The 22,124-nt window shown below is 64.0% G+C and carries 19 protein-coding genes; 13 read left to right on the plus strand and 6 right to left on the minus strand.

Annotated features, from left to right (window positions below; translation table 11 throughout):
* Window positions 1-30 precede the first annotated feature (30 nt).
* From AB4Y35_RS23645 to AB4Y35_RS23660, 4 genes are all read left to right on the plus strand, one after another.
* Window positions 31-1,542, plus strand: coding sequence for an ATP-binding protein (locus tag AB4Y35_RS23645; RefSeq protein WP_368706736.1), 1,512 nt, complete (start codon window positions 31-33; stop codon window positions 1,540-1,542).
* Complete coding sequence (locus AB4Y35_RS23650; RefSeq protein ID WP_368691305.1) at window positions 1,517-2,149, plus strand: response regulator; 633 nt, start codon at window positions 1,517-1,519, stop codon at window positions 2,147-2,149. The genes AB4Y35_RS23645 and AB4Y35_RS23650 overlap by 26 nt, the downstream gene beginning before the upstream one ends.
* 168 nt (window positions 2,150-2,317) lie before the next feature.
* On the plus strand, window positions 2,318-2,536 hold the full coding sequence (locus AB4Y35_RS23655) for a hypothetical protein (protein WP_368691304.1): 219 nt from the start codon (window positions 2,318-2,320) through the stop codon (window positions 2,534-2,536).
* 30 nt (window positions 2,537-2,566) lie between these two features.
* The gene (locus AB4Y35_RS23660) at window positions 2,567-2,779 is read left to right on the plus strand and encodes a hypothetical protein (RefSeq protein WP_368706212.1); all 213 of its coding nucleotides are present in this window, start codon (window positions 2,567-2,569) and stop codon (window positions 2,777-2,779) included.
* A 30-nt stretch (window positions 2,780-2,809) separates the two neighbouring features.
* Here the strand turns inward: AB4Y35_RS23660 and AB4Y35_RS23665 are convergent, their stop codons facing one another.
* The 3 genes from AB4Y35_RS23665 to AB4Y35_RS23675 all read right to left on the minus strand — a co-directional run bounded on the left by AB4Y35_RS23665 (window position 2,810) and on the right by AB4Y35_RS23675 (window position 7,153).
* Entirely contained in the window at window positions 2,810-3,112 is a 303-nt protein-coding gene (locus tag AB4Y35_RS23665) for a hypothetical protein (protein WP_368706213.1), read from the minus strand.
* 285 nt (window positions 3,113-3,397) lie between these two features.
* A complete protein-coding gene (locus AB4Y35_RS23670; RefSeq protein ID WP_368706214.1) occupies window positions 3,398-5,695 on the minus strand; it encodes a sigma 54-interacting transcriptional regulator in 2,298 nt (765 codons plus the stop codon).
* A gap of 141 nt (window positions 5,696-5,836) precedes the next feature.
* Window positions 5,837-7,153: a helix-turn-helix domain-containing protein gene (locus AB4Y35_RS23675; RefSeq protein ID WP_368706215.1), complete on the minus strand. Its 1,317-nt coding sequence runs from the start codon at window positions 7,151-7,153 to the stop codon at window positions 5,837-5,839.
* A 111-nt stretch (window positions 7,154-7,264) separates the two neighbouring features.
* Here AB4Y35_RS23675 and AB4Y35_RS23680 point away from each other — a divergent pair, with 111 nt between their 5' ends.
* The gene (locus tag AB4Y35_RS23680; protein WP_368706216.1) at window positions 7,265-9,589 is read left to right on the plus strand and encodes a beta-glucosidase; all 2,325 of its coding nucleotides are present in this window, start codon (window positions 7,265-7,267) and stop codon (window positions 9,587-9,589) included.
* Window positions 9,590-9,935: 346 nt separating this feature from the next.
* On the opposite strand, the gene AB4Y35_RS23685 is transcribed toward AB4Y35_RS23680, so the two are convergent.
* Window positions 9,936-10,373: a GNAT family N-acetyltransferase gene (locus tag AB4Y35_RS23685; RefSeq protein WP_368706217.1), complete on the minus strand. Its 438-nt coding sequence runs from the start codon at window positions 10,371-10,373 to the stop codon at window positions 9,936-9,938.
* A 387-nt stretch (window positions 10,374-10,760) separates the two neighbouring features.
* Here AB4Y35_RS23685 and AB4Y35_RS23690 point away from each other — a divergent pair, with 387 nt between their 5' ends.
* From AB4Y35_RS23690 to AB4Y35_RS23700, 3 genes are read left to right on the plus strand one after another with little or no spacing between them, the layout of a single operon-like run.
* Window positions 10,761-11,582 carry an ATP-binding cassette domain-containing protein gene (locus tag AB4Y35_RS23690; RefSeq protein ID WP_368690377.1) on the plus strand — a complete coding sequence of 274 codons (822 nt, stop codon included), beginning with the start codon at window positions 10,761-10,763 and terminating at the stop codon, window positions 11,580-11,582.
* Window positions 11,579-12,619 (plus strand): ABC transporter permease, encoded by a 1,041-nt coding sequence (locus AB4Y35_RS23695; RefSeq protein WP_324159124.1) that lies wholly within the window; start codon window positions 11,579-11,581, stop codon window positions 12,617-12,619. Before AB4Y35_RS23690 ends, AB4Y35_RS23695 begins: the two co-directional genes overlap by 4 nt.
* Window positions 12,620-12,648: 29 nt before the next feature.
* Window positions 12,649-13,653, plus strand: a complete 1,005-nt coding sequence (locus AB4Y35_RS23700) for a substrate-binding domain-containing protein (protein WP_368706218.1) — start codon at window positions 12,649-12,651, stop codon at window positions 13,651-13,653.
* 85 nt (window positions 13,654-13,738) lie between these two features.
* Here AB4Y35_RS23700 and AB4Y35_RS23705 read toward each other — a convergent pair whose 3' ends face one another.
* Entirely contained in the window at window positions 13,739-14,575 is an 837-nt protein-coding gene (locus tag AB4Y35_RS23705) for an AraC family transcriptional regulator (protein ID WP_368706219.1), read from the minus strand.
* Here AB4Y35_RS23705 and AB4Y35_RS23710 point away from each other — a divergent pair.
* Genes AB4Y35_RS23710 through AB4Y35_RS23730 form a run of 5 tightly spaced genes read left to right on the plus strand, consistent with a single transcriptional unit; the run spans window position 14,574 to window position 19,958 of the window.
* On the plus strand, window positions 14,574-14,765 hold the full coding sequence (locus tag AB4Y35_RS23710) for a hypothetical protein (RefSeq protein ID WP_368706220.1): 192 nt from the start codon (window positions 14,574-14,576) through the stop codon (window positions 14,763-14,765). The two genes, AB4Y35_RS23705 and AB4Y35_RS23710, sit on opposite strands and share 2 nt — an antisense overlap.
* Window positions 14,766-14,815: 50 nt before the next feature.
* A complete protein-coding gene (locus AB4Y35_RS23715) occupies window positions 14,816-16,060 on the plus strand; it encodes a sugar ABC transporter substrate-binding protein (protein ID WP_368706221.1) in 1,245 nt (414 codons plus the stop codon).
* Between the two features lie 32 nt (window positions 16,061-16,092).
* Entirely contained in the window at window positions 16,093-17,034 is a 942-nt protein-coding gene (locus tag AB4Y35_RS23720; RefSeq protein ID WP_368706222.1) for a carbohydrate ABC transporter permease, read from the plus strand.
* Complete coding sequence (locus AB4Y35_RS23725) at window positions 17,027-17,968, plus strand: carbohydrate ABC transporter permease (RefSeq protein ID WP_368706223.1); 942 nt, start codon at window positions 17,027-17,029, stop codon at window positions 17,966-17,968. Before AB4Y35_RS23720 ends, AB4Y35_RS23725 begins: the two co-directional genes overlap by 8 nt.
* Before the next feature lie 16 nt (window positions 17,969-17,984).
* The gene (locus AB4Y35_RS23730) at window positions 17,985-19,958 is read left to right on the plus strand and encodes a glycoside hydrolase family 127 protein (RefSeq protein ID WP_368706224.1); all 1,974 of its coding nucleotides are present in this window, start codon (window positions 17,985-17,987) and stop codon (window positions 19,956-19,958) included.
* A gap of 55 nt (window positions 19,959-20,013) precedes the next feature.
* Here AB4Y35_RS23730 and AB4Y35_RS23735 read toward each other — a convergent pair whose 3' ends face one another.
* Window positions 20,014-21,981, minus strand: coding sequence for a potassium transporter Kup (locus tag AB4Y35_RS23735; RefSeq protein WP_368706225.1), 1,968 nt, complete (start codon window positions 21,979-21,981; stop codon window positions 20,014-20,016).
* Window positions 21,982-22,124 lie beyond the last annotated feature (143 nt).

A 22,124-nucleotide genomic window follows, 5' to 3' on the forward strand; every position in this document is an offset into this window, starting at 1 on the left:
GTAACCAGGGCCGGAGCAACCGTGGGCAAGATGATTGACTCGCAGGCCGCGACAACGAACGCCTGCACGATACTGGTCGCAGGCGGTACGCCAAACGAGACCCGTTTGATCGCCGACCACCTCGTATGGGAGGGCTTCGAGGTGCTCGCCGCGAACAGCGGCCTCGAGGTCCTGGAGCGTTCGTGCGTGTCCCAGCCCGAACTGATTCTGCTCGATTCGGAGGCCGCGAGCGTCGGCGCCCTGGCCACGTGCCGCAGCCTGAAGTCGGACGCGCGCACGCGCGATATTCCCGTGGTGCTGATGATGCCGGCAGGCGATCATCGCGACCTGGCCGATGGCCTCAGCGCCGGCGCGGCCGACCATGTGCGCAAGCCCGTGCAGGTCGAGGAGCTGATGGCCAGGGTCCGCACGCACCTCGCGCTGCGCTCGGCCCACCGGCAACTCGCCCTGCAGCAGCGCGGCCTCAATGCGTGCGAAACGCGTTTTCGCGCGATCGTCGAATCGGGCCCGGTGGCCATGGGCATCACCTCGATGCCCGACGGCGATCTGCTCTATGCCAACGCGCAGTTTCGCGAACTGCTGCGCCTCGATGAAGCGGCGTGCGCGAACGTCAATATCGTCGACTTCTACGTCGATCCGCTGGAGCGCGAAAGACTCGTGCGCTGTCTCGCGGCGCAAGGCAGCTTCGGCGACGCGGAGGTGAAGCTGCGCCGGCCGGACGGCACGCAGTTCTGGGCCATGGCGACGGCACGGCTGTCGAACTACGACGGCGCCCCGGCCATTTACGTGGGCCTGCACGATATTTCCGGCCGCAAGCGCGTGGAAGACGAACTCGTGCGCTCGCGCGAGCAGCAGCGGGCCTTGTCGGCCTATCTGGAGGGGATTCGCGAAGACGAGCGCAAGCGCAGCGCGCTGGAGATACAGGACGAACTGGGGCAGTTGCTGACCGCGCTGAAAATGGATGTCTCGCTGCTGCGGATGCGGCTCACCGACGACCCCGAGGCCGTCGGCCGGGCCGACGACATGCGCGAGCTGGTCGAAGGCACGATCTGGATGGTCCGCAACGTGGCGAGCCACCTGCGGCCCGCTGCGCTGAACTTCGGCCTCGTGTCGGCGCTCGAATGGCTGACCAGTCAATGGAGCCGGCACAACGTCATCCCGTGCGAGCTGCACATGGCAAGCGCCGAGCCCGCCTTGTCGGACATGCAGGCCACGGCGCTGTTCCGGATCGTCGAGGCGGCGCTGACGAACGTCGCGCGCCACGCGGCGGCGCAGCGCGTCGAGGTCACGCTCACCGCGGGGCCCGGCTCGCTCGACTTGCGTGTGCGCGACGACGGCCGCGGCTTCGACGTGGCCGCCGCGTATGCCAGGTACGCTTACGGTCTGCTTGGCATGGCAGAGCGCGCGAGGCTGATTGGTGGTACGTTGAGCATCGACAGTCAGCCCTGCAAGGACCTGACCATCGGCATTGCGTCGGGCACCACGATTTCGATCCACGTTCCGCTTGAAGACCCCCATGATCAGAATACTCATCGCCGATGACCATGCCATCGTGCGTGGCGGACTCAAGCAGATCCTTGCGACGACGGCCGACATGGTCGTGACGGCGGAGGCCGGGCAGGGTTCGGAGGTGATCGAAAAACTGAGGACCTGCGAAGTCGACCTCCTGCTGCTGGACATGACGATGCCGGGCATCAGCGGCGTCGATCTGATCCGCCGCGTGCGCGCCGAGGAACCCGCGTTGCCGGTGCTCGTGCTCAGCATCCACAACGAAGCCCAGGTGGCGTCGCGCGCGCTGCGGGCCGGCGCGACAGGCTACGTGACGAAGGACAGCGATCCCGAAGTGCTGCTGGCCGCGATTCGCAAGCTCGCGGACGGCGGGCGCTTCATCGACCCGAAACTCGTCGACGCCATGGTGTTCGAGAAGCATTCTGGCGACGTGCCCCCGCACGAGGTGCTCTCGGACCGCGAGTTCCAGGTGCTGCAGATGCTCGCGTCGGGCAAGAGCATCAACGATATCGCCGATGCGTGCGCGCTCAGCGCCAAGACGATCAGCACGCACAAGATGCGGCTGATGCAAAAGCTCGGGCTCGCCAATAACGCGGAGGTGATCCGCTATGCGATCCGGCATGGCCTGGTCGGCGAGTGACGCTCGGCCATGCGTGAAGAGAAGGAAATCCTGACAAGCGAACCAGACAATCCCGAGGGAACTATCTACCCGTCCCGATGGCGGCCGGTTTAACGGCTGTCTACGATGATTTCACCTAAAGCGTGGGGGGCGGCGATGGCGGTGCGGCAGTCGTTAGGGGCAGCGGTCGTGAAGTGGCTGAATCCCACCAGCAGGCAGACAGTGCGGGTCGTGACGGTGCATCGTGCGCCGTCCGGGCGGATCGCGAGCGTGTTCATCGAGGCGCAGACAGCGGACGGACCGCGCGCGCTGTTTTTCTTCCGCCATCCCGACCGGGGATGGCAAGTGTTTCCCCCCGAAATCCTGCGTCCTTCGATGGGCGCAGCACGTGTAGCGACAAGAATATAGCGGCAGGCAGGCCGCGAGCGGAGATTGCGCATGGAAGAGATCGCGCCAGACGAATTGCCGTCCCCCTATGAAACCAGACTGCGCGAGTGGATGAGCCGGTGGTACGACCACGCCATTGCGCAAGGGCTCGTGCGTCCGCCGTTTTTGCTCGACGACGCCAAGGCCGAGCGCCTCGAAGGCTATTTCGCCGCCGGACTGACGCCATCGGAAGGTGCGCAGGCCTTCTTCGGACCTGCGCACTGACCGGCGCCTTCGTCACGGGGTGTCGGGCGCTCATGCGGCCTCGAGCTGGTCCAGCAGGTGCCGAAGCCGCCGGGCCTGGGCGGGCATGATCTCCGGCGTGGACGCAATGCGCTGGACGCGATCGAGCCAGTAGCGCCGGCCGAACACGGCGATGTTGCCGTCGACGCCGATGGCGATTTCGAGGTGCGTGATGGCGCCGTCGAGATTTTTCGCCGTATATGGACTGACGGCCTGTGCCCCGGTTTTCGCGTCCTCGCGTGTGGTCGCACGCTTCGTAGTCTGACTGGCGGACTGCGGACGCTGCGGTGTTTCCTGTTCAATTGCAATTATCATTATTCTGCCTTGCCGTCGAATATATTCGCCATCCACGCGTACTGCGCTTTGCGCTCTACAGCGCCACCCCGGCGTGATTTGATGCGCGTGTTGGCTTTCTTTCCGGTCCCAAATATTCGACAGGCAGCAACGATCGTGCCAGCTATACGCAGCCCCGTGATGACGGGTTACGTCGGTGCGTGAGAGGGCGGCGCAGGACGAATTCGACCGCGGAAATCGCCGGAACTGGACGATTTCGTCCAGTTCCGGCGTGGCGTGGGGTTTTGCGTGGCGAAGTGGCTCGACTCAACGGCCTGCGGCCGGTCCCGAAGCTTCGTGGCGCAGTTCGGCCAGCAACGCGATAGCGTCCGCGATGCGGCGGGTGGAATCGGCCGCTTGATCCCGCAACGCGCGGGCGAGCGTGTCGATCGCTTCGCTCGTGCGACCCGTGGCGCGCAGGAGGTCGGCGAGATAGCGCGCGGCCTCCACGCGCGCGGGCACCGAACCGAACGCGAGCGCCGTCGAAAGGGCGGTGCGCAATCCCTGCTCGGCAGACGTCAGATCGCCGAGTGCCCACTGCGCCCGCGCGCGGGTGACCAGCAGCTCGCCAAGGTGGGCGCGCTCCTGGCGCGCGAGGGTTTCGTCGACCGCGGCGGCCAGCATCGTTTCGCATTGCTTCGCGCGGCCGGATCGCAGCAGCAGTTCGCCGTGCTGCCACATCTTGAAGGAATGGAACAGCGCGCCGCCGTTGCAGACCATGTGGTTGTCGTAGCCGTCGAGCATCACGGCCTCGGCTTCTGCGTTCAGGCCTTGCGCGCTGAGTTCGGCGCTGCGGAAGATCTGGCCCATGCCGCGATAGAACGGGAAGCCGTTGGCGATCGACACCGACTCGAGTTCGCTCGCGAGCGGCCCGCGCCGCTGATCGTCGAAAAGGCTGGCCAGCCACGCGGCGCCCTGCAGGTTGAGCACGTGCGCCAATGCGTGCGCGCCCGGCTCGCTCGCGCGCAGGATCAGCATGTCCATCGCGCGCCGGGCCTGCCCGAACTCGCCGATCTGGTAGGCGGCCAGCCCCTCGAACGTCAACGCGAGGCTCGCCAGATCGATGCCCTGCGAACCCGTGCGCACATCGTCGCGCGTCACGCCGAGCAGACTGCCGCGCGCGAGGCAGGCGAGGGCTTCTTCGCTGTCGCCCAGCCAGTAGAGCGTGTTGGCCATGGCGACGTGCGCTTCGTCGAGCGACACCCGGTTGCCGCTGTTCTGGGCGCGCTGCAGCATCTCCTGTGCGCTCGCGCGCGCCTGCTTGAGCTGGAGCGTCGTCAACTGGGTGGTCCAGACGCCGAACTGGATCGCCGCGATTTCGCCAGGCTCGCAGATCCCTTCCCCGACTTCGAGCGCCGCCGCGTAGCAGGCCGTGGCTTCTGCGTACAGCCAGCCGTGCACGCTGCGCAGGCTCATGCCGAGCAGCCGGTAGGCGTCGAACTGGGCGCGCCGCGCGGCGGGTTCGTCGCGACTCGTCTGCAGCACGTCGAGGCAACGCCGCAAATGGGGAATGGCCTCGGCGAAGCGCGCCGCATCGATCAGCGCGTTCGCATGTTCGAGACTCTTGTGCGCTTCGCGATGGTGTTCCTCACGCGACTTCAGGCGCCGTTCGACGGTCTTGCGACCGACGCCGAGCAAGGTCGCGGCGGCGCTCTTGTTGCCCGCGGTCCGCTCCAGCGCGCGATCGATGAGGAGGTCTTCGGCGCCGGCGAGTTTGTCGCGTCCCTCGAGTTGCAGCAGCATGTCCGCGAGCGCCGCGCGCGAAACCGCTCCGGCCGTTTCGCTGAGCAGAAACGGCTCGAGCGTGTCTTCCTCGATCAGCGGCTTTTCGGCAAGCACGCTCAACTGGCTGACCAGGTTGCGCAACTGGCGGATGTGGCCCGGCCACGCATGCCGGCCGAGGCGCCGCAGCGCAGCCGGCGAAAACTCGATGCGGCGCTCCTGTTGCGAGGCGAAATGGGCGGCGAGCGCGGCAATGTCCTCGACGCGCTGGTCGAGCCCCGGCACGGCCAGCACGAATACCGCGAGCCGGTAGAACAGGTCCTCGCGAAACAGCCCCTGGCGCGCCAGTTCACGCAGATCGCGGTGCGTCGAGGCGACCACGCGTCCCTCGAAACGCACGCTCGACGAGGCGCCGACCGGGCGGAACGTGCGCGTTTCCAGCGCCCGCAGGAGCTTGGGCTGCAGCGCGAGCGGCAATTCGCCGATTTCGTCGAGCAACAGCGTGCCTTTGCCGACCTGCTGCAAGAGCCCGGGACGGCTTTCGCCGGCGCCGGTGAACGCGCCTTTGACGTGCCCGAACAGTTCCGCTTCGACGAGATGCTCGGGAATCGCCCCGCAGTTGACGTCAACGAACGGTTGATCGCGGCGCAGGCTGCGCGAGTGCACGCGGCGGGCGACCAGTTCCTTGCCCGAGCCGGTCGGCCCGATGATGAGCAAGGCGTGATCGGTAGGCGCGACGCGATCGATCATCCTGACCAGCTGACGAAACGCCGGCGCCTCGCCAATGAACGCGTCGTAGTCTGCTTTTTCTCCGCAAGGGGGAACGAAGGGGAAAGTACTCATTGCCTCGTGGGCTCCAGATTAACGCGTGGCATGTTTTTATGATTGTCCTGGAGTCTGCGATCGGTGACCGCGCATCGATCCCGCCCTCCGCCTTGCGGTTCGGGGGCGGACAGCGCAGGCGCAGTCTGTCCAGTAAGGTCACTAGAACCTGCAGTTTTCGAACTTGTAGCGCGAAGGGGACTTGCCGCTGTTCTCGAGAAAGAAACGCGAGAACGCGGAAGGAGAAGAAAAGCCGAGAAGATCGCTCACCGCGGCAACCGAATAATCGGCCAGCGGCAGTAACCGCCTGGCCTCCTCGAGCCGCGCATGGGACAGGATCGCCTGGAAGTTCGTCCCTTCACCCTGCAAGCGCCGGTGCAGGGTCGAGCGTGAAATGCCAAGGCGGCCGCAGACTTCTTCCATGGGGTTCGCAAATGGCAGGCCGGCATGCGCCTCACGAATCATCTTCGTCACGAAATCTTCGATTCTCGACGAAAACGAATGGCCGACAACGAAGCGTCGGATATCGGCATCGGCCTGCCCGCAGAGAATGTTTTCGGTGATCTCGTTGTACTTGCAGTACGGCAGGTCTGCCGCTCCGGTTTTCATCAGCATGCGGTTGCGGCCTTGCCTGAATTTCACCGTCGCGCCACACAGGTGCGAGAGCTGGGAGACGGGCGCAAACGATTCGCCAGTCAGCTCGATCTGGGTGGGATACGGCTCGTCGTCGTTGTACTGTTCGGCGAGGCGAATGAGCAGCAGAAAATTATAGAAAGCGCTCGATGAACTTCTGCCCGCGCCGTCCAGCACATATTCGAACTCGAACGTCTGGCCAGCCCGCTTGACCTTCACGGTATCGACGTTTCCGATCAATACCCGGTAGCGCAGAAACTGGTCAAAGGCCTTCGTCAACGTCGGGCTGTTCGTGACGATGGCCAATAACGTGCTGATAGGTGCGCGAAAGGAATAACTGGAAAAAATTTCGAGCCGCTCCGAGGCCTGGTAGCCAGGCTCCAGCAGATTGAGCATGGCAATGTGCTTGTGTGCGGGGATGCGCCCGTCCGGATGGGCGAGTTCGGCCTCGGTGATGCCGGTGAGGCGCGTGAAATCGTGCGGCGACATGCCGTGTTCGACGGCGGACTTGAGCGAGAGTTGGGCAAGGACGTTTGAAACGGTCTTTTGATCGGTCGTCATGGGAGACACCATGGAACGGAGAAACGTCGCCTCGGCTAACCGCTGGTAGCTGGTGACTTTAGCATCCTTGCTGCAATCCTCAAACGGCCCGATGGGCCGGATATCGAATCCGCATGAACCGCTGCCCGGGCGCCGTGAGCCGGTGCGAAGACTCGTAAACTGCCTGCAAGGTAGCGACGAAATGGCAGACGGCGCAGGGCTAAGGCAAACCCTGATGCCGCGACACAAGGTTAAGTTCCGCGACGGCACGATAAGCGCAAACGTTTCGCCGGGTGCTATCGTCATCTCGCTACGTAGGGTAATTCAACATAAAACTAGAAGAAAAATGTAGTCCGATTACGGTCCCGCAATCCTGCGGGTCATCGCTCATGCAATCGGCAAAACAGGAGAGACACCGTGAGGAATACGAAGCAAATAGCGGTTGCGGTCGCCGGCGCATTGTGTGCCGGCTCTGTGGCGTATGCGGATCAAGCCGCCACCGGCAACACATGGGGCGCCAGCCCATTTTCGATTGTGGCGCAGTTCTTTTCCCATGATTCGGGTGCGTCACAGCCGGCCTTCGACTGGAAAGCGAAGGGCGACCAGGCCGACAGGCGCGCGGCAGTGCTGGTCTCGCAACTGACGCTCGACGAAAAGATCCAGCTGGTGCACGGAACAGGCATTCCCACCGTCGGACTCGGTGGCCCGTTTCCTTCGTGGGTGCAGGGCGCCGGTTATATCCCCGGCGTCAGCCGTCTGGGCATTCCGCCGTTGGCCACCGCGGATTCGGCGGGCGGCGTGAACGTGCAGAACGCGCATACCACGGCCTTTCCCGCACCGATCGGGCTCGCCTCGAGCTGGGACGTGGCGCTCGCGGGGGCCTACGGCGCGCGTATTGCCCGTGAGCTGCGCGTGCTCGGCTACGCGGAAGGACTCGGTGGCGGCGTCAATCTCGCGCGTGAACCGCGCGATGGCCGCACGTTCGAGTACATGGGCGAAGACCCCGTTCTGAGCGGCACGATGAGCGCCGCGCGCACCATGGGAACGCAGTCGCAGAACGTGATCGCGACGGTGAAGCACTACGCGATGAACGACCAGGAAACCAACCGGATGACGAGCAATTCGGTGGTCGACGAAAGGACGATGCGGGAAACGGAGCTGCTCGCCTTCGAGATTGCCGTGCGCGAGGGGCATCCCGGCAACGTGATGTGCTCGTACAACCTGATCAACGGCGTGTATGCGTGCCAGAACCCGGAACTCCTCACGACCATCCTGAAGCAGGAGTGGGGCTTCAAGGGCAAAGTCCAGTCGGACTGGACGGCCAACCACACGACTGTCGCCTCCGCGATGGCGGGTCTCGATGAAGAGCAGCCAGGCGATCTCGGCACGGCAGGGGCGGGCTTCGGCATTCAGTCGTATTTCAGCAGCGCGCTGAAGGCCGCGGTCCAGGCCGGTACCGTTCCGGTCGCCCGCCTCAATGACATGGTCTTTCGCAAGCTGCGCACCATGATCGCCCTTGGCGTCATGGACAACCCGCCCACCCCCGGCGGCTCGGTCGACCAGACGGCAGGCAACCGTGATGCTCTCGCGGTGGCGCACGAGTCGATCGTTCTACTGAAGAATGGCCCGGCTTCCGGCAGCAACCAGCCGGTCCTTCCGCTCGCCGCTGGCGGCCTGCACTCGATCGTCGTGATCGGCGGCCATGCCGATGTCGGCGTGATGTCCGGAGGCGGGTCGGGAGGCGTGCCCGCGGCGGACGGCAATGCGGTGTCGGGATGCCAGTCCGGCAACCCGCTGCTGTCGAGTTGCGCGACCTGGTACAAGTCCTCGCCGTACAACGCGATCAAGGCCAAGGCACCTCAGGCCACGGTGACGTACTTCGACGGCACGAACGCCGCCGCCGCGGCTAGCGGGGCCGCCAGCGCCGACGTCGCGATCGTGTTCGCCACGCAATGGGAAAGCGAGGGCACGGATCTGGCGAACCTGTCCTTGCCGGACAACAAGGCGGACCCGAGCAATCAGCCTTACGACCAGAATGCGCTGATCAACGCGGTGGCTGCGAAGGCCAAGCGGGTCATCGTCGTGCTGGAGAACGGCAGTCCCGTCACGATGCCGTGGCTCGGCAGCGTTCACGGCGTCGTGGAAGCGTGGTATCCCGGTGTGCAGGGCGGCCAGGCGATCGCGGACATCCTGTTCGGCGACGTGAATCCGTCCGCCAAGCTGCCGATCACGTTCCCGCGCCAGGAAGCCGATCTGCCGCAGCCGACCATCGACCCCAACAACCTGAACGTCGTCTACAGCGAAGGACTCCTGATGGGATACCGTTGGTACGATGGGAAAAACATCGATCCGCTGTTCCCGTTTGGCTATGGTCTTTCCTATACGACGTTCTCGTACTCGGGGCTCAGGACGCATACCGATCAGGGCGGCAACGTGATCGCCTTGTTCACCGTCGCCAACACGGGCTCGCGTGCCGGCGCCGAAGTCGCCCAGGTGTACGCCACGCTGCCGCCGGGTCTGGGCGAGCCGCCGCAGCGCCTGGTGGGATGGACGAAGGTCGCCTTGCGGCCCGGGCAGTCGCAACAGGTGAGCGTCGTCATCCCGGCACGGCGCCTCGCGACGTGGAACGTCACGAAGCACGCGTGGCAGGTGCATGGCGGAAGCTACGAGATTCGCGCCGCGTCGTCGTCGCGTGATACGAATGCGTTGTCGGCGCGCGTTGTCGTTGGCGATATGCACTGAGGTGGCTGCGGCCTGGGCGCAGCGCGCGCCCAGGCCTTGCGGACGAGCCGGGACACCCAGCATCCAGACAAAATCGGCAGATGCAATAGTGTGCCGGCCTGTGGCACTGCCGATGCGCTGCGGGCTCCTTCAAGTGCGAGAGTCGTTGTTGCAGGTCTGCATGCGACAGATGCACATGACCCCCTGGAGGGCACCGCGGGTCTGGCGCGAGGCTACGCGCAGGTTCAAACCTTGATGCGCGAAATGGCCGATGGGCGTTACACGAGGCTGGTGCGCCTTGGCTTCGAGCCGGCTCAGGCGAAGCAACTTGCGGCGCTGCATACGCGCAATTTCATGTAGCGGCGGGTTACGGCCGCCTCATCAGCAGCGACGTGTCAGTCGCATCGACCACCTGAAACCCAAAGCGCTCGTAAAGGCTGATTGCCCGATTGCCCTTCAGAACGCTGAGTTTGACAGGGACACGAGCGTCGTCGGCCTGACGCAGAAAATCATCGAGCAGATGGGCCGCGATACCGCGACCTTGATGCTCGGGCAAGATCTGGATTTGCACGATGGTCCATTCATCCGGGTCGCGAAAGAACTTGAAGAGTCCGAGTCTTTCCGACCCGCAGCAGATGACATTCGCGTCGTCGTAGCGATAGCGTAGACGCGCCCAATGCGCATCCTCGTCGGTCGATTCGCCGGCACGTTCCAGATGCCCGGTCATCGTTGCCCTGCGTAACTCGAACAGAAATGGTTCGTCGGCGGGCGTCGCTGCGCGAAGCGTGAATTCAGGTTGATTCATTCGTGGCGGTCGAAACTGGCATTGGCGGGCCCGGTGATTGTTGACCATCTCAAGGACGTTGTCGACCTCGATGCCGTGGTGGCGAACTGTGCTGTCGTGCCTCCTGCACGAGCCACCGCGTCAGGTCATACGCGCGAAGTTTGCTATCAATCGTGGACGTGCCCGGGTCCCTTACATTCCGTTATCCGGATGCCCAGGACTAGTAATTTCCCGATGAAACAAGCGGTCTCGCGAGGCGATTCTTGAACTAGACTTTGACTGTTAGTCTTACTATATTCCAGAGACTTTTCTATGTAAGTTGATGCGGCGATCGATAAGCAAAGGGGAAAGTTTTATGGCTATCGTCGTACACAACATCCCTGCAGGTCATTCGCGCTGGAGCGTAGCGTGACGGCGAGCGATGCCGCGCGCGCTGCGAGCGACTGGCGGCATATCGTGCGCGCGCAGGGCATCAGCCTGTCCTACGGCAAGATACGCGCGCTTTCCGGCATCGACCTCGCCATTGGCCGCAACGAGATCGTCGGCCTGATCGGCGATAACGGCGCGGGTAAATCCACGCTCATCAAGGTGCTGACCGGGGTCGTGCGGCCGAGCTCGGGCAAGCTGTTCATCCGCGACGAAGAGGTCGACTGGAGCCGCTTTTCCGTGCGCGAGGCGCACCGGTTGCGCTTCGAGACCGTCTATCAGGAGAAATCGCTCGGCGAGAAGCAGCCGCTGTGGCGTAATTTCTTTGTCGGCCGGCAGATCACCAACCGATTCGGTTTTATCAATGTCGCCGAAGAACGGCGCATCGCCAACGATATTCTCAAGCAACAACTCGGTTTTCGCGGCGTGGGGATCGACGCGGATTCGTTGATCGCGAAACTTTCCGGCGGCGAGCGCCAGGGCATCGCGATCGGACGGGCGATGCATTTCGACAGCGATCTGATCATTCTCGATGAACCCACGGTGGCGCTTGCCATCAGCGAGGTGCGCAAGGTTCTCGACTTCGTTCGCTCCATTAAGGAGTCCGGCCGCGCCTGCATCTACATCGAACATAACCTCGCCCATGTGCATGAGCTCGCCGATCGACTGGTCGTGCTCGATCGCGGCCGGATCGTCGCGGATATCAAATCCGGTGAGATGAGCCTCGAGGATCTCACGCGGTTCCTGATTTCGCTTCAGCAGAGCGGGCACGGGCCGGCGCCGGTTGCGGGGACAAGGACGTGAGCGATCCGATCAAGGAAAAACGGCCGGTGCGCCCGGTGGGTTTGCGCCTGCCGGGTTTCGCCCGCATGGAGGGCTTGCCGAGCCTCGTCGTATTCGCGCTGGTGGTCGGCCTGTTCATGGCGACCGCACCGCGCGTGTTTTTGGGCTGGCCAATCTATTTCTCCTTCCTGACTACCGTGCCGCCGCTCGCGGTGCTGGCGATCGGGCTGACGCTGGTGATCGCGGCAGGGGAGATCGACCTGTCGTTCCCCTCGGTGATGGCCTTCTCGGGCTTCCTGTTCGCCTGGTGCGTGAACACCACGGGATCCGCCTGGCTGGCCATTATTGCGGCGTTGGCGGGCGGTGCGCTGGTCGGCGTGGTGAACGGGGTGCTGGTCGCGGTGGTCGGCATGCCGTCCATCATCGTGACGATCGGCACGCAGTTCCTGTGGGCCGGTGTGGCGTCGATCCTTTCCGGCGGGCTCTCCTATGCGCTGCAGCAACTCGCCAGCGGGTCAGCCTATGCGGTATTCACGGGCACGCTGTTCGGTCTGATCCCGATGCAGGCGCTCTGGGCGCTCGGCCTCGCCGTGTTCATGTGGTTCATCCTCAATCGCCACCGTTTCGGCGAGCACGTGCTGTTCATCGGAGACAACCGCAACGTGGCGAAGGTCGTGGGCATCAACGTGCTGCGCGAGACGGTGAAGCTGTTCACGCTGATGGGGGTGCTGGCCGGCTTCGCCACGGTCCTGCTCACGCTCGAGAATCTGAACTACTTCTCGACCCAGGGGCAAGGCTATCTGCTGCCGGCGCTCGCCGGTGTGTTCATCGGCGGAACCTCGGTGTTCGGCGGCACGGCGACGATCGTGGGCACGTTCTTCGGCACCTTCGTGATTGGCATGCTGGAGGCCGGCATCGTTGCGACCGGTATCGCCGGCTTCTGGGTCCAGGCGATCGAAGGGGTGGTGTTCATTGTCGCCGTGATCCTGCATCTGTTGGTCGAGAATCCCGCCAGGCTGCGCGCGTTGCGCGAAAGACTCAGGCTTGGGCGGCGCTAAAGCCGTTAAATCAGGAGATAGGAGCGGAAATGAACAAGATCATGACTGGGTTCCTCCTGGGGGCGGGCGTGCTTGCGTTCGGCCTCTCGCCGAACGCTGGTGCCACCGATCCGACCACGTCAGGCCAGCTCGGCGCCGGTATGACGATGTATATGCAGATGGGCGGAAACCCCGGCGACGGCGCCACGCTGCCGCGTCAGACCGGGGCGGCGGATGCGGGGCATGCCTTCGGCATCAAGGTGATCGAGCAGTTCTCGGCCTGGAGCCCGGAGACGATGCTCGCGCAGTTTCGCCAGGCGATGGCGGCGAAACCGACCTGTATCGGCATCATGGGCCATCCGGGCGATCCGGCCTTCGCCCCGCTGATCAAGCAGGCGGTGGATCAGGGCATCATCGTGACCGTCGGCAATACGCCGCTGCCCGACAACCAGAAGCTCTACGACGCGAAGGGCTTCGGCTACGCCGGCGTCGAACTCTATGTGGGCGGCCAGATTACCGCACAGGCCATGCTCAGCGCCGGGCTCAAGAAGGGCGAGGAGGCGCTCGAATACGGTGTCTTCAACGAGAGCGTGCGCAGCCAGTCCGACCGCGGCCTCGCCGAGACGCTGGAGAAGGCCGGCGTGAAGGTGACCCGGCTCAATATCTCGCCGCAGGTGGATTCCGATTCATCGCTCGCCGTGCCGATCCTGGTCGCCTTTATCCAGGCGCACCCTGGTCTGAAGGCGATCGGCACCCAGCACGGTGGCGTGACCGGGTTCGTTCCGCAGGCGCTCCAGCAGGCCGGCAAGAAGCCGGGGCAAATCATCGTGGGCGGCATCGATCTGGCGCCCGCCACGATTTCCGGGCTGCAGAGCAAATTCATCACCGCGACGCTCGACCAGCAGCTCTATCTGCAGGGCTTTCTGCCGGTCACGCAGTGCGTGCTCTCGGCGGCCTATCACTTCGCGGGACTGACCATCAACACCGGCGCAGGTGTGCAGACGCCCGCGACGATCGACTCGCTCATTCCGCTCATCAAGCGCGGGATTCGCTAAGAACGCATGATGCGAGATGGAGTGGCCCGGGCGCCGTCGTCATATCGAACCGATCTGGCGCAGGTATCCCGGCCTTCCGCGCGTGTCAGGCTGTGTTGATGTGAACGCGCAAATGCAGCCGCCGGAAGGCATTCGGCGTCATGCCTTTACTCTTCTTGAACAGCCTGCGGAAATAGCCGCTGTCTTCGAATCCGCATTCGTAGGCGACCTGCGCGATCGTCAACCGGTCTTCGGCAAGTGCGATGGCGGCGTGCAGCATACGCCGTTCGTGAACGGCGTCGGTCAGCGTGCGGCCGTAGACGGCGCGATAGACCCGTCCTAGATAGTCCGCGTTGCAGCCGAGGTGCGCCGCGATCGACGACGCGCCGATCGGCTCATGAAAGTGCGTGCGAATCCACCGGTCGGCGCTTGCCGCCAGCTGCTGCGGCGCGCCGTCGACCGCGGTGGCCGCCACGCGCGAGCGTTTCAGTTCCCAGAGCATCTGCAGGATCGTGAGGCTGTCCGGCAATGGCTGGACGCCGTAGATCTGCTGGTCGTTCAGGAGGCGCTGGAACATCCCCGATAAATGATCGGGCCGCTCGACCCGCGCGTGCTGCGGAATCTCGAGCAACTCACGGCTTGCCGAACCGGCAAGCGGCGTTTCGGGCAGCGTGAAATGCACCCAGTAAAACTTGAGATCGGGGGCGAACGGCGAGGTGCCGCCGTGCAGCCGGCCCGGCCAGAGCAATAACGTTTCCCCCGCATTCACCTCGAATTGCCTGCCGTCCTCGTGAAGCTTGAGGCAGCCCTGCCGGACATAGATCAACTCGTGTGACTGGATGCGCCGCGACGGGTGCACGCCCACGCCGCGCGATACGAACAGGCCGCCATTGCTGGCTTCGAGAGGCGGCGACCAGGCCAGGCGGAGGGCAGGATCTGTCATGGGCGGAAAAGTCGGAATTGTCCTGTTTTACTGCGGTTTCTTCATCTTGCGGCGGCACATGGGGCATGTCAATCTCTGCGCACCGGGCGTTCGCGGCAAGCCGGAAAAGGCTGCTGCAACGCACAAAGGTAGAAAAAAGCCCAATTCCCCGAAGTTTGGCGGCACGTCCCGAGCGGCGAAGCCAGCATGACGGTCTGGCAAACGTCGCAAGCGGCGTGTCGATGACAAGAGGAGACATCCATGAATCGATGCAAGCGGTGGCTTGGCCGCCTGGCATGCGTGGCGCTGTTCGCCGCGACTCATGCACAGGCCGATGATGGCATTTCCTTCTGGGTGCGCGCGTCGGATGCTGCGTTCGTCACACCGCTCGTCGCCACATGGAATCAGAGTCATCCCACCAAGGTCAATCTGACCGTCATTCCGAACGACGACTTCGTCACCAAGTTCGGTACCGCATCGGCGGGCGGCGCAGCGCCTGACGTGATCGCCATCGACCTGATTTTCGTGCCGCAGTTTGCCCGCGCGGGGCAACTGACCGACATCACCGACCAGGCGAAAAAGCTGCCGTTCTACCAGAGCCTCAGTCCCTCTCATCTGCGGCTCGGGAATTACCAGGGCAAGCAATACGCGCTGCCTTTCAGCGCGGAAAGTTCGATGCTGCTCTATAACAAGAGCCTCTTCAAACGCGCGGGCCTGAATCCCGATCAGCCGCCGAAGACGTGGGCCGAACTCGAAGCCGATGCGAAGAAGATCACCGCGCTCGGCAACGGGGTCAAGGGCTTCTATTTTTCCGGCGCGTGCGGCGGCTGCAACATCTTTACGTTGACACCCTACGTCTGGGCTTCGGGCGGCGACCTGCTCTCGGCCGATGGCAAGACGGCGACGCTGACTACTCCCGCGCTCGAAGGCACGCTCGCCATGTATCGGCGCATGTGGGAAGCGGGCGATATTCCCGCGAGCGCGAAGACCGACAGCGGCGCGAACTTCATCAATGCGTTCCTGACCGGCAAGATCGGCATGGTCGGTTCCGGCGCATTTTCGATCGGCATCCTGAAGAAAACGCACCCCGAGATCGACTTCGGCCTCGCCTATTTGCCGGGACAGAATGGCGGCTGGGCGAGCTTCGCCGGCGGCGATTCGATCGCGATCCCGGTGGGCTCGCAGCACAAGCAGGACGCGCTCGAATTCATCAAGTGGAGCCTCGGCGAGCAGGTTCAGGTCGATCAGTTTGCGAAGAACGGCAGTATTCCCGTGCGTGTCGACCTCGCCGACAACGCCTACAGCAAGCTCGACAGCCGCTATCTGCTGGCGGCCACGGCAATGAGCAAAGGCCGCACGCCGTACAGCACGAAGTTCAATCAGTTGATCAACGATCCCAACGGCCCCTGGCTCGCGATGATTCAGGAGGCGGTGTTCGGCAAGGGCGTCGATGCGGCCGTCACGACCGCGCAGACACGTTTCACCGAGATCCTGAACGCCCAATAACGCTGAACAACGCGCACCAGGAGGCGAAGACGATGGACGTCCTGAACGAAGCGACGCCCGGCGGCACGGGTTTCGCGTTGCCGGCCCGGCGTCGGCCGCAGCGTGGAGGCGTCGGCCGGCGCGGCGCAGGGTACTGGTTCGTGCTGCCATGCTTTGCATTCACGGTGGTGTTTTTCCTCCTGCCGCTGGCGATGACGATCGGCATGTCGTTCTACCACTGGCCGCTGATGGGCGTCCCCGCGTTTGCGGGCTTGCACAACTATCTGGAACTGCTGCACGACGCGTCGTTCTGGGGCGCGCTGTGGTTCACGACCGAGTACACGCTGCTCGTGACGCCCGCCATCTTCGTGGTGGCGTTCCTGCTGGCGTTGCTCGTGAATCAGGCGAGCCGCTTCGTCGGCATCTTCCGGACGGCGTTTTTTCTGCCCGTCGTCATCGGCATGACGACGGCGAGCCTGCTGTGGGTGTGGCTCTTCAACGACCAGGTCGGCATCTTCAGTGCGATCCTCATGCAACTGGGCATCGTCAGCGAACCGGTTCAGTGGCTCGGCGACACCAATTCCGCGTTGGCCTCGCTGATCGTCATGGTGGTGTGGAAAGCCTGCGGCTTCACGATGGTGATCCTTCTGGTCGGCATGCAGGCCATCCCGCGGGATCTCTACGAGGCGGCGCGCATCGACGGCGCGCGGTGGTGGGCGCAACAGCGCTACATCACGCTGCCGATGATGCGACGCACCTTTGCGCTCGCGCTGATCATGGCGGTGATCGGTTCCTATCTCGCGTTCGAGCAGTTCTACGTGATGACGCGCGGCGGGCCGATGAACAGCACGATCACGGTGGTCCACTGGATCTATCGCGCGTCGTTCACGTATTTCAAGCTCGGCTATGGCGCCGCGATGTCGGTGGTGCTACTGATCGTGTTGCTCGCGCTGAGCGTGATCCAGATGGTTCTTCTGCGAGACGACGATGAGTAACAAGCTACGTTCCGCCGAGACCAGCTTCGTGCCGATGCCGCCAACTGCGCTGAAGGCCAGCGTGGCCGCCCTGAACTATGCCGGCCATGCAAGCCGGCTGAAGAAGCGGCTTTCGGTGGCGCTTTACTACCTGATCTGCGGGGTCCTGACGCTGCTCTTTCTGTTCCCGATCGCCTGGTCCGCGCTGACCTCGTTCTATTCGGCAGCCGATGCGAGCGCGTCGCCGCCTCGCTGGATCCCGTCGCGTCTGTCGCTCGAGAACTACCAGAACCTCGCGGGCTACGGAGAAGGGATCTGGCGGTATCTCGGCAACAGTGCGTCGGTGGCGCTGATGACGGTCGCGATGACGCTCGTGCTCTCGACGCTCGGCGGTTATGGGTTCTCGCGATTCCGCTTCCGGGGGCGCAATCTGATCTTCGTCGTCATCCTGGCGACGCTGATGATTCCGTTCCAGTCGATCCTCAACCCGCTCTTCGTGTTGCTGCGCTGGATGCATCTGCAAGGCACGCTGTTCGGGCTCGCCCTCGTCTACACGACGTTCCAGTTGCCGTTCGCCGTGTTCATGATGCGCAACTCGTTCGACTCGGTGCCGCTCGAAATCGAGGACGCTTCGCTGATCGACGGATGCAGTTCGCTGCAGTCGCTGCGCATGATCATGTTGCCGCTCGTCATGCCGGGGCTCGTCACGGCCGGCCTGTTCGCGTTCTTCGGTTCCTGGAACGAACTGCTGGCCGCGCTGATCCTGCTTGGCGACGCCAGGCACTACACGCTCCCGGTCATGCTCCTGAACGCGCAAAGCGGGCAGCTCGGCGCGATCGACTGGGGGTTGATGCAGGCCGGCATCACGATTTCGATCCTGCCGTGCGCGCTCCTCTTCCTGCTGCTGCAGCGCTTTTACATCAACGGTCTGATTGCCGGCGCGGTCAAGGCATAACCATTCCCCATACATCATGAACGACACAAGAACCTTGCGACAGCCCGTAGTCGTCGATTCCGCCTCCACGCGCTATGCGCGCATCAAACCCGTTGCCGTGACCGCGGTCGAACTGCGCGGCGACTTCTGGGGGCCGCGGTTTGCGACGAACATCGACAAGACCTTGCCGAGCCAGTGGGACCTGCTCGAAAGCACCGGGCGGCTCAACAATTTCCGCCGCGTGTCCGGCGACTACGATGGCCCGTTCGAAGGCATCTTCTTCAACGACTCCGACCTGTACAAGTGGCTCGAAGCCGCGTCGTGGGTGGTGGCGCGCGGACCGCACGCGCTGCTGGAAAAGCGCATCGACGAAGGCATCGCCCTGATCGAACGTGCGCAGGACGAAGACGGCTATATCGACAGCTATTTCAGCGTGGAGCGCAAGGCGGAGCGCTGGAGCAACCTGCGCGACCTGCACGAGATGTATTGCGCGGGCCACCTGATCCAGGCCGCGGTGGCGCACCATCGCGCTACCGGAAAGCGCCGCCTGCTGAACGTGGCGATCCGCTTCGCCAACCTGTTGTGCGATCGCTTCGGGCCCGAGGCGGAAGGCAAGGTCGAGGCCATCGACGGGCACGAGGAAATCGAAATGGCGCTCGTCGAACTCGCGCGCGAAACCGGCAATGACCAGTATCTCGCGCTGGCGGGCTTCTTCATCAAGGCGCGCGGTCACGGCCTGCTCGCGGGTGGCCGGTTCGGCGACGCGTATTTCCAGGACGACGTGCCGTTCGAGCAGATGGAAACCCTGGCCGGCCATGCGGTGCGCGCCTTGTACATGTCTTGCGGCGTCACCGATCTCTATCTGGAAACCGGCGAAGCCGGGCTGCTGCCGCGGCTGGAAACGCTGTGGGAGCGGCTCGTCGCGCATCGCATGTACATCACTGGCGGCGTGGGCGCGCGGCATGACGGCGAGTCGATCGGCGCGGACTTCGAGTTGCCGAACGGCCAGGCCTATACCGAAACCTGCGCCGCGATCGGCAGCATGATGTGGTGCCACCGGATGCTTGCCGCGACAGGCGACGCACGCTATGCCGACCTGTTCGAGTGGACGCTGTACAACGGCATGCTGCCGGGCTGGTCGCTCGGTGGCGATGCGTATTACTACGTGAATCCGCTGGAGGACGACGGCGGGCATCGCCGGCAACCGTGGTACTACTGTGCCTGCTGCCCGCCGAACGTCGCGCGCACGATTGCGTCGCTGCCCGGCTACGTCTACGGGACCGATGCCGGCTCGATTTACGTGCAGCAGTATATGGAGAGCGACGCGCATATCGACTTCAACGGGCGCACGGTGGCGCTGCGCCAGCGCACGCGGTATCCGTGGGACGGCGCCATTGAAATCGCCGTCGATGCGCAAGGCGAGTTCGCGCTGAAGTTGCGCGTTCCGGGATGGGTCGACGGCACGGCCGGTTTTGTGACGGCTCGCGACGGCGCAGCAGGCGCCGCGCGGGCGAATGCAGCGATCGGGCTGACCGTCAACGGCCAGGCGATCGACGCCACTGCGGACGCGCATGGCTACATCGCGGTCGAGCGCCTGTGGCAACCCGGCGATGTGATCCATCTGACGCTGCCGATGGCCTTGCGCGCCTGGCAAAGCCACCCGAAGGTGCCCGACAATCGTGGCCGCATTGCGTTGAGCCGCGGGCCGCTGCTGTACTGCGTCGAACGCGCCGACATGCCGGGAGTCGATCTCGACGAGCTTTATGTCGACCCTCAATGGCTCGAAGCGGAGTGGCGAGCAGAGCAACTCGGGGGCGTGGTCGTGCTCAAGGGCGCGGCACACAAGCGCGAAATCGATCCGGACTGGACGAGAGCGCTCTACCGGCCCCTGGCTGAAGCGGCCGACGCAACACCGCGCCACGATGCCACCCTGATCGCCATTCCTTACTTCGCCTGGCATCACCGCGAAAGCGGACCGATGAAGGTCTGGCTGAACTACCGTGGGGAGTGAAGCTGGCGAAGCGCGTCACGAGCCTTCGCGACCGTAAGCGAGGACAGGCTTTCGTTCACTCGAGGTCGAGCCTCGCCCCCATCTCGACGACACGGTTGGGCGGCACCTTCAGGTGGTTGGTCGCATCGAGTTCATTTTTGCGCAGCAGAATAAAGACGCTCAGCAGCAAACGGCGCCCGGGATTGAGATTCCTGGATACCGTGAGCGACTCGCGCCCGAGGTAAAACGACGTAGTCATCGGGTCGTAAGCCTCTCGTCCGGCTTTCTGCAAGGCTTGCTTGAGCAGCTCAGGAACATCGAGCGACTCCATATAGCCGTAGCGACCCACGACGCGAATGAAGCCCTGATCGAAGCATTGCACATCGAAGCGGTCGTCCTGCGATACGCGCGGAATTTCCTCGGTCAGCAAGGTCAGCAGGATCACCTGCCGGTGCAGGACCTGATTGTGCTTCAGGTGATGCAGCAGCGTCGTGGGCACCGAGTCACCGGCGGCCATCAGAAACACGGCCGTGCCCGTCACCCTGTATGGCGCGTCCTTCGCGAGACTGGCGATGAAGACGTCGAGCGGCAAGCCCGAATCCCCCCGTGAACGGCGCATTGTCCGCAGCCCGACGAGCCAGGAGGTCGAGAGCAGAAACGTCAGGCCGCCGATCGCCAGCGGCAGCCAGCCGCCATCCGCAAATTTCATCGCGTTGGCGGCGACGAACGATGCATCCACCACCATGAAAACGCCGGCGACGAGTGCGACACGCCACACCGGCCACTTCCATCGCACGTGCGCGAACGCCGCGAACAGCAAGGTGGTAATCGCCATGGTGGTGGACACCGCAATGCCAAAAGCGGCCGCAAGACTGTCCGACGAGCGGAAGAGCAGCACCACGCCAATGGTGCCGGCCATGAGAAGCCAGTTCAGGCCGGGCAGGTAGATCTGTCCGGACGTGCTCGATGAAGTGTGCCTGACCGTCACGCGAGGCGAGAGACCGAGTTGTCCCGCTTGTCGCGTGAGTGAAAACACTGCGGAGATCAGGGCCTGCGACGCGACGATGGTGGCGAGCGTGGCCAGAACCACCATGGGATACAGCCCCCACGTGGGGACGGTCGTATAGAAGGGCCGCGCTGCTGCGCCGGGATCGCGCAGCAAAAGTGCGCCCTGTCCAAGATAGCTGGCAGTCAGGGCAGGCAGTGCCAACCCGTACCAGGCCAGACGTATCGGCCTGGCGCCGAAGTGCCCCATGTCGGCATACAGCGCTTCGCCGCCGGTCAGGCACAGCACCACGGCTCCCAGCGCGAGAAAGCCCCGGAAGCCGTTGTGCATGAAGAACGTGATGCCGTTGATCGGGTTGAACGCTGCAAGAATGCCGGGCGTGCCCGCAATGGACGCGACGCCGAGGAAAAAGATCACGACAAACCAGATGGCCAGTATCGGCCCGAACGCCACACCGACGCGGCCCGACCCGAGCGGCTGGACGGCGAACAGCGCCACGAGGATCACCACCGTGACCGGCACGACGTAGTGCGAAAAGGCCGGCGTGGCGACCTCGATGCCCTCGACCGCGCTCAGCACGGATATCGCGGGCGTGATGACGCCGTCGCCATACAGCATGGCCGTACCGAACATCGCGAGGAACACCCAGCGCAGGGCGGCCCGCCGCATTTCGCGTCCGGTCCGCTCTCCCACCAGCAGCGCGAGGAGGGCCAGCAAGCCGCCTTCGCCATGGTTGTCGGCCTGCATCAGAACGAGAACGTACTTGACGCTCACCATCAGGATGAGGGACCACAGAAAGAGCGAGACGATGCCCACCACGTTTTCCGGTGTCGCGGCCACGCCGCGCGCGCCATTGAAAGCTTCCTGCAATGCGTAGAGCGGACTCGTTCCGAGGTCGCCGAAAACGATACCGAGCGCGGCGAGCGCCAGCGATGCCATTGCGGTGGCGCCGCCCGCGGACGGCGGCGCATGAGGAGGACTCGCGTTTGTCCCGCGCGGGTCAGCCGGATCGACGCTGGCATTGGTCGGGTTCGACATGTTGGCTAAGGTCGTGTGGTTCGGGTCGCTGCAATTCGTAGACGTCGGTGCGCGGATTTTGCATCAGTTTTATGACGCCGTCGTTCGTAGCGTAGATCACACGAGAAAGATTTTGCAGGCGATCCCGTCATGTCGAGACCCCG

It is taken from the genome of Paraburkholderia sp. EG286A (assembly GCF_040965375.1).
Taxonomy (GTDB): Bacteria; Pseudomonadota; Gammaproteobacteria; order Burkholderiales; family Burkholderiaceae; genus Paraburkholderia.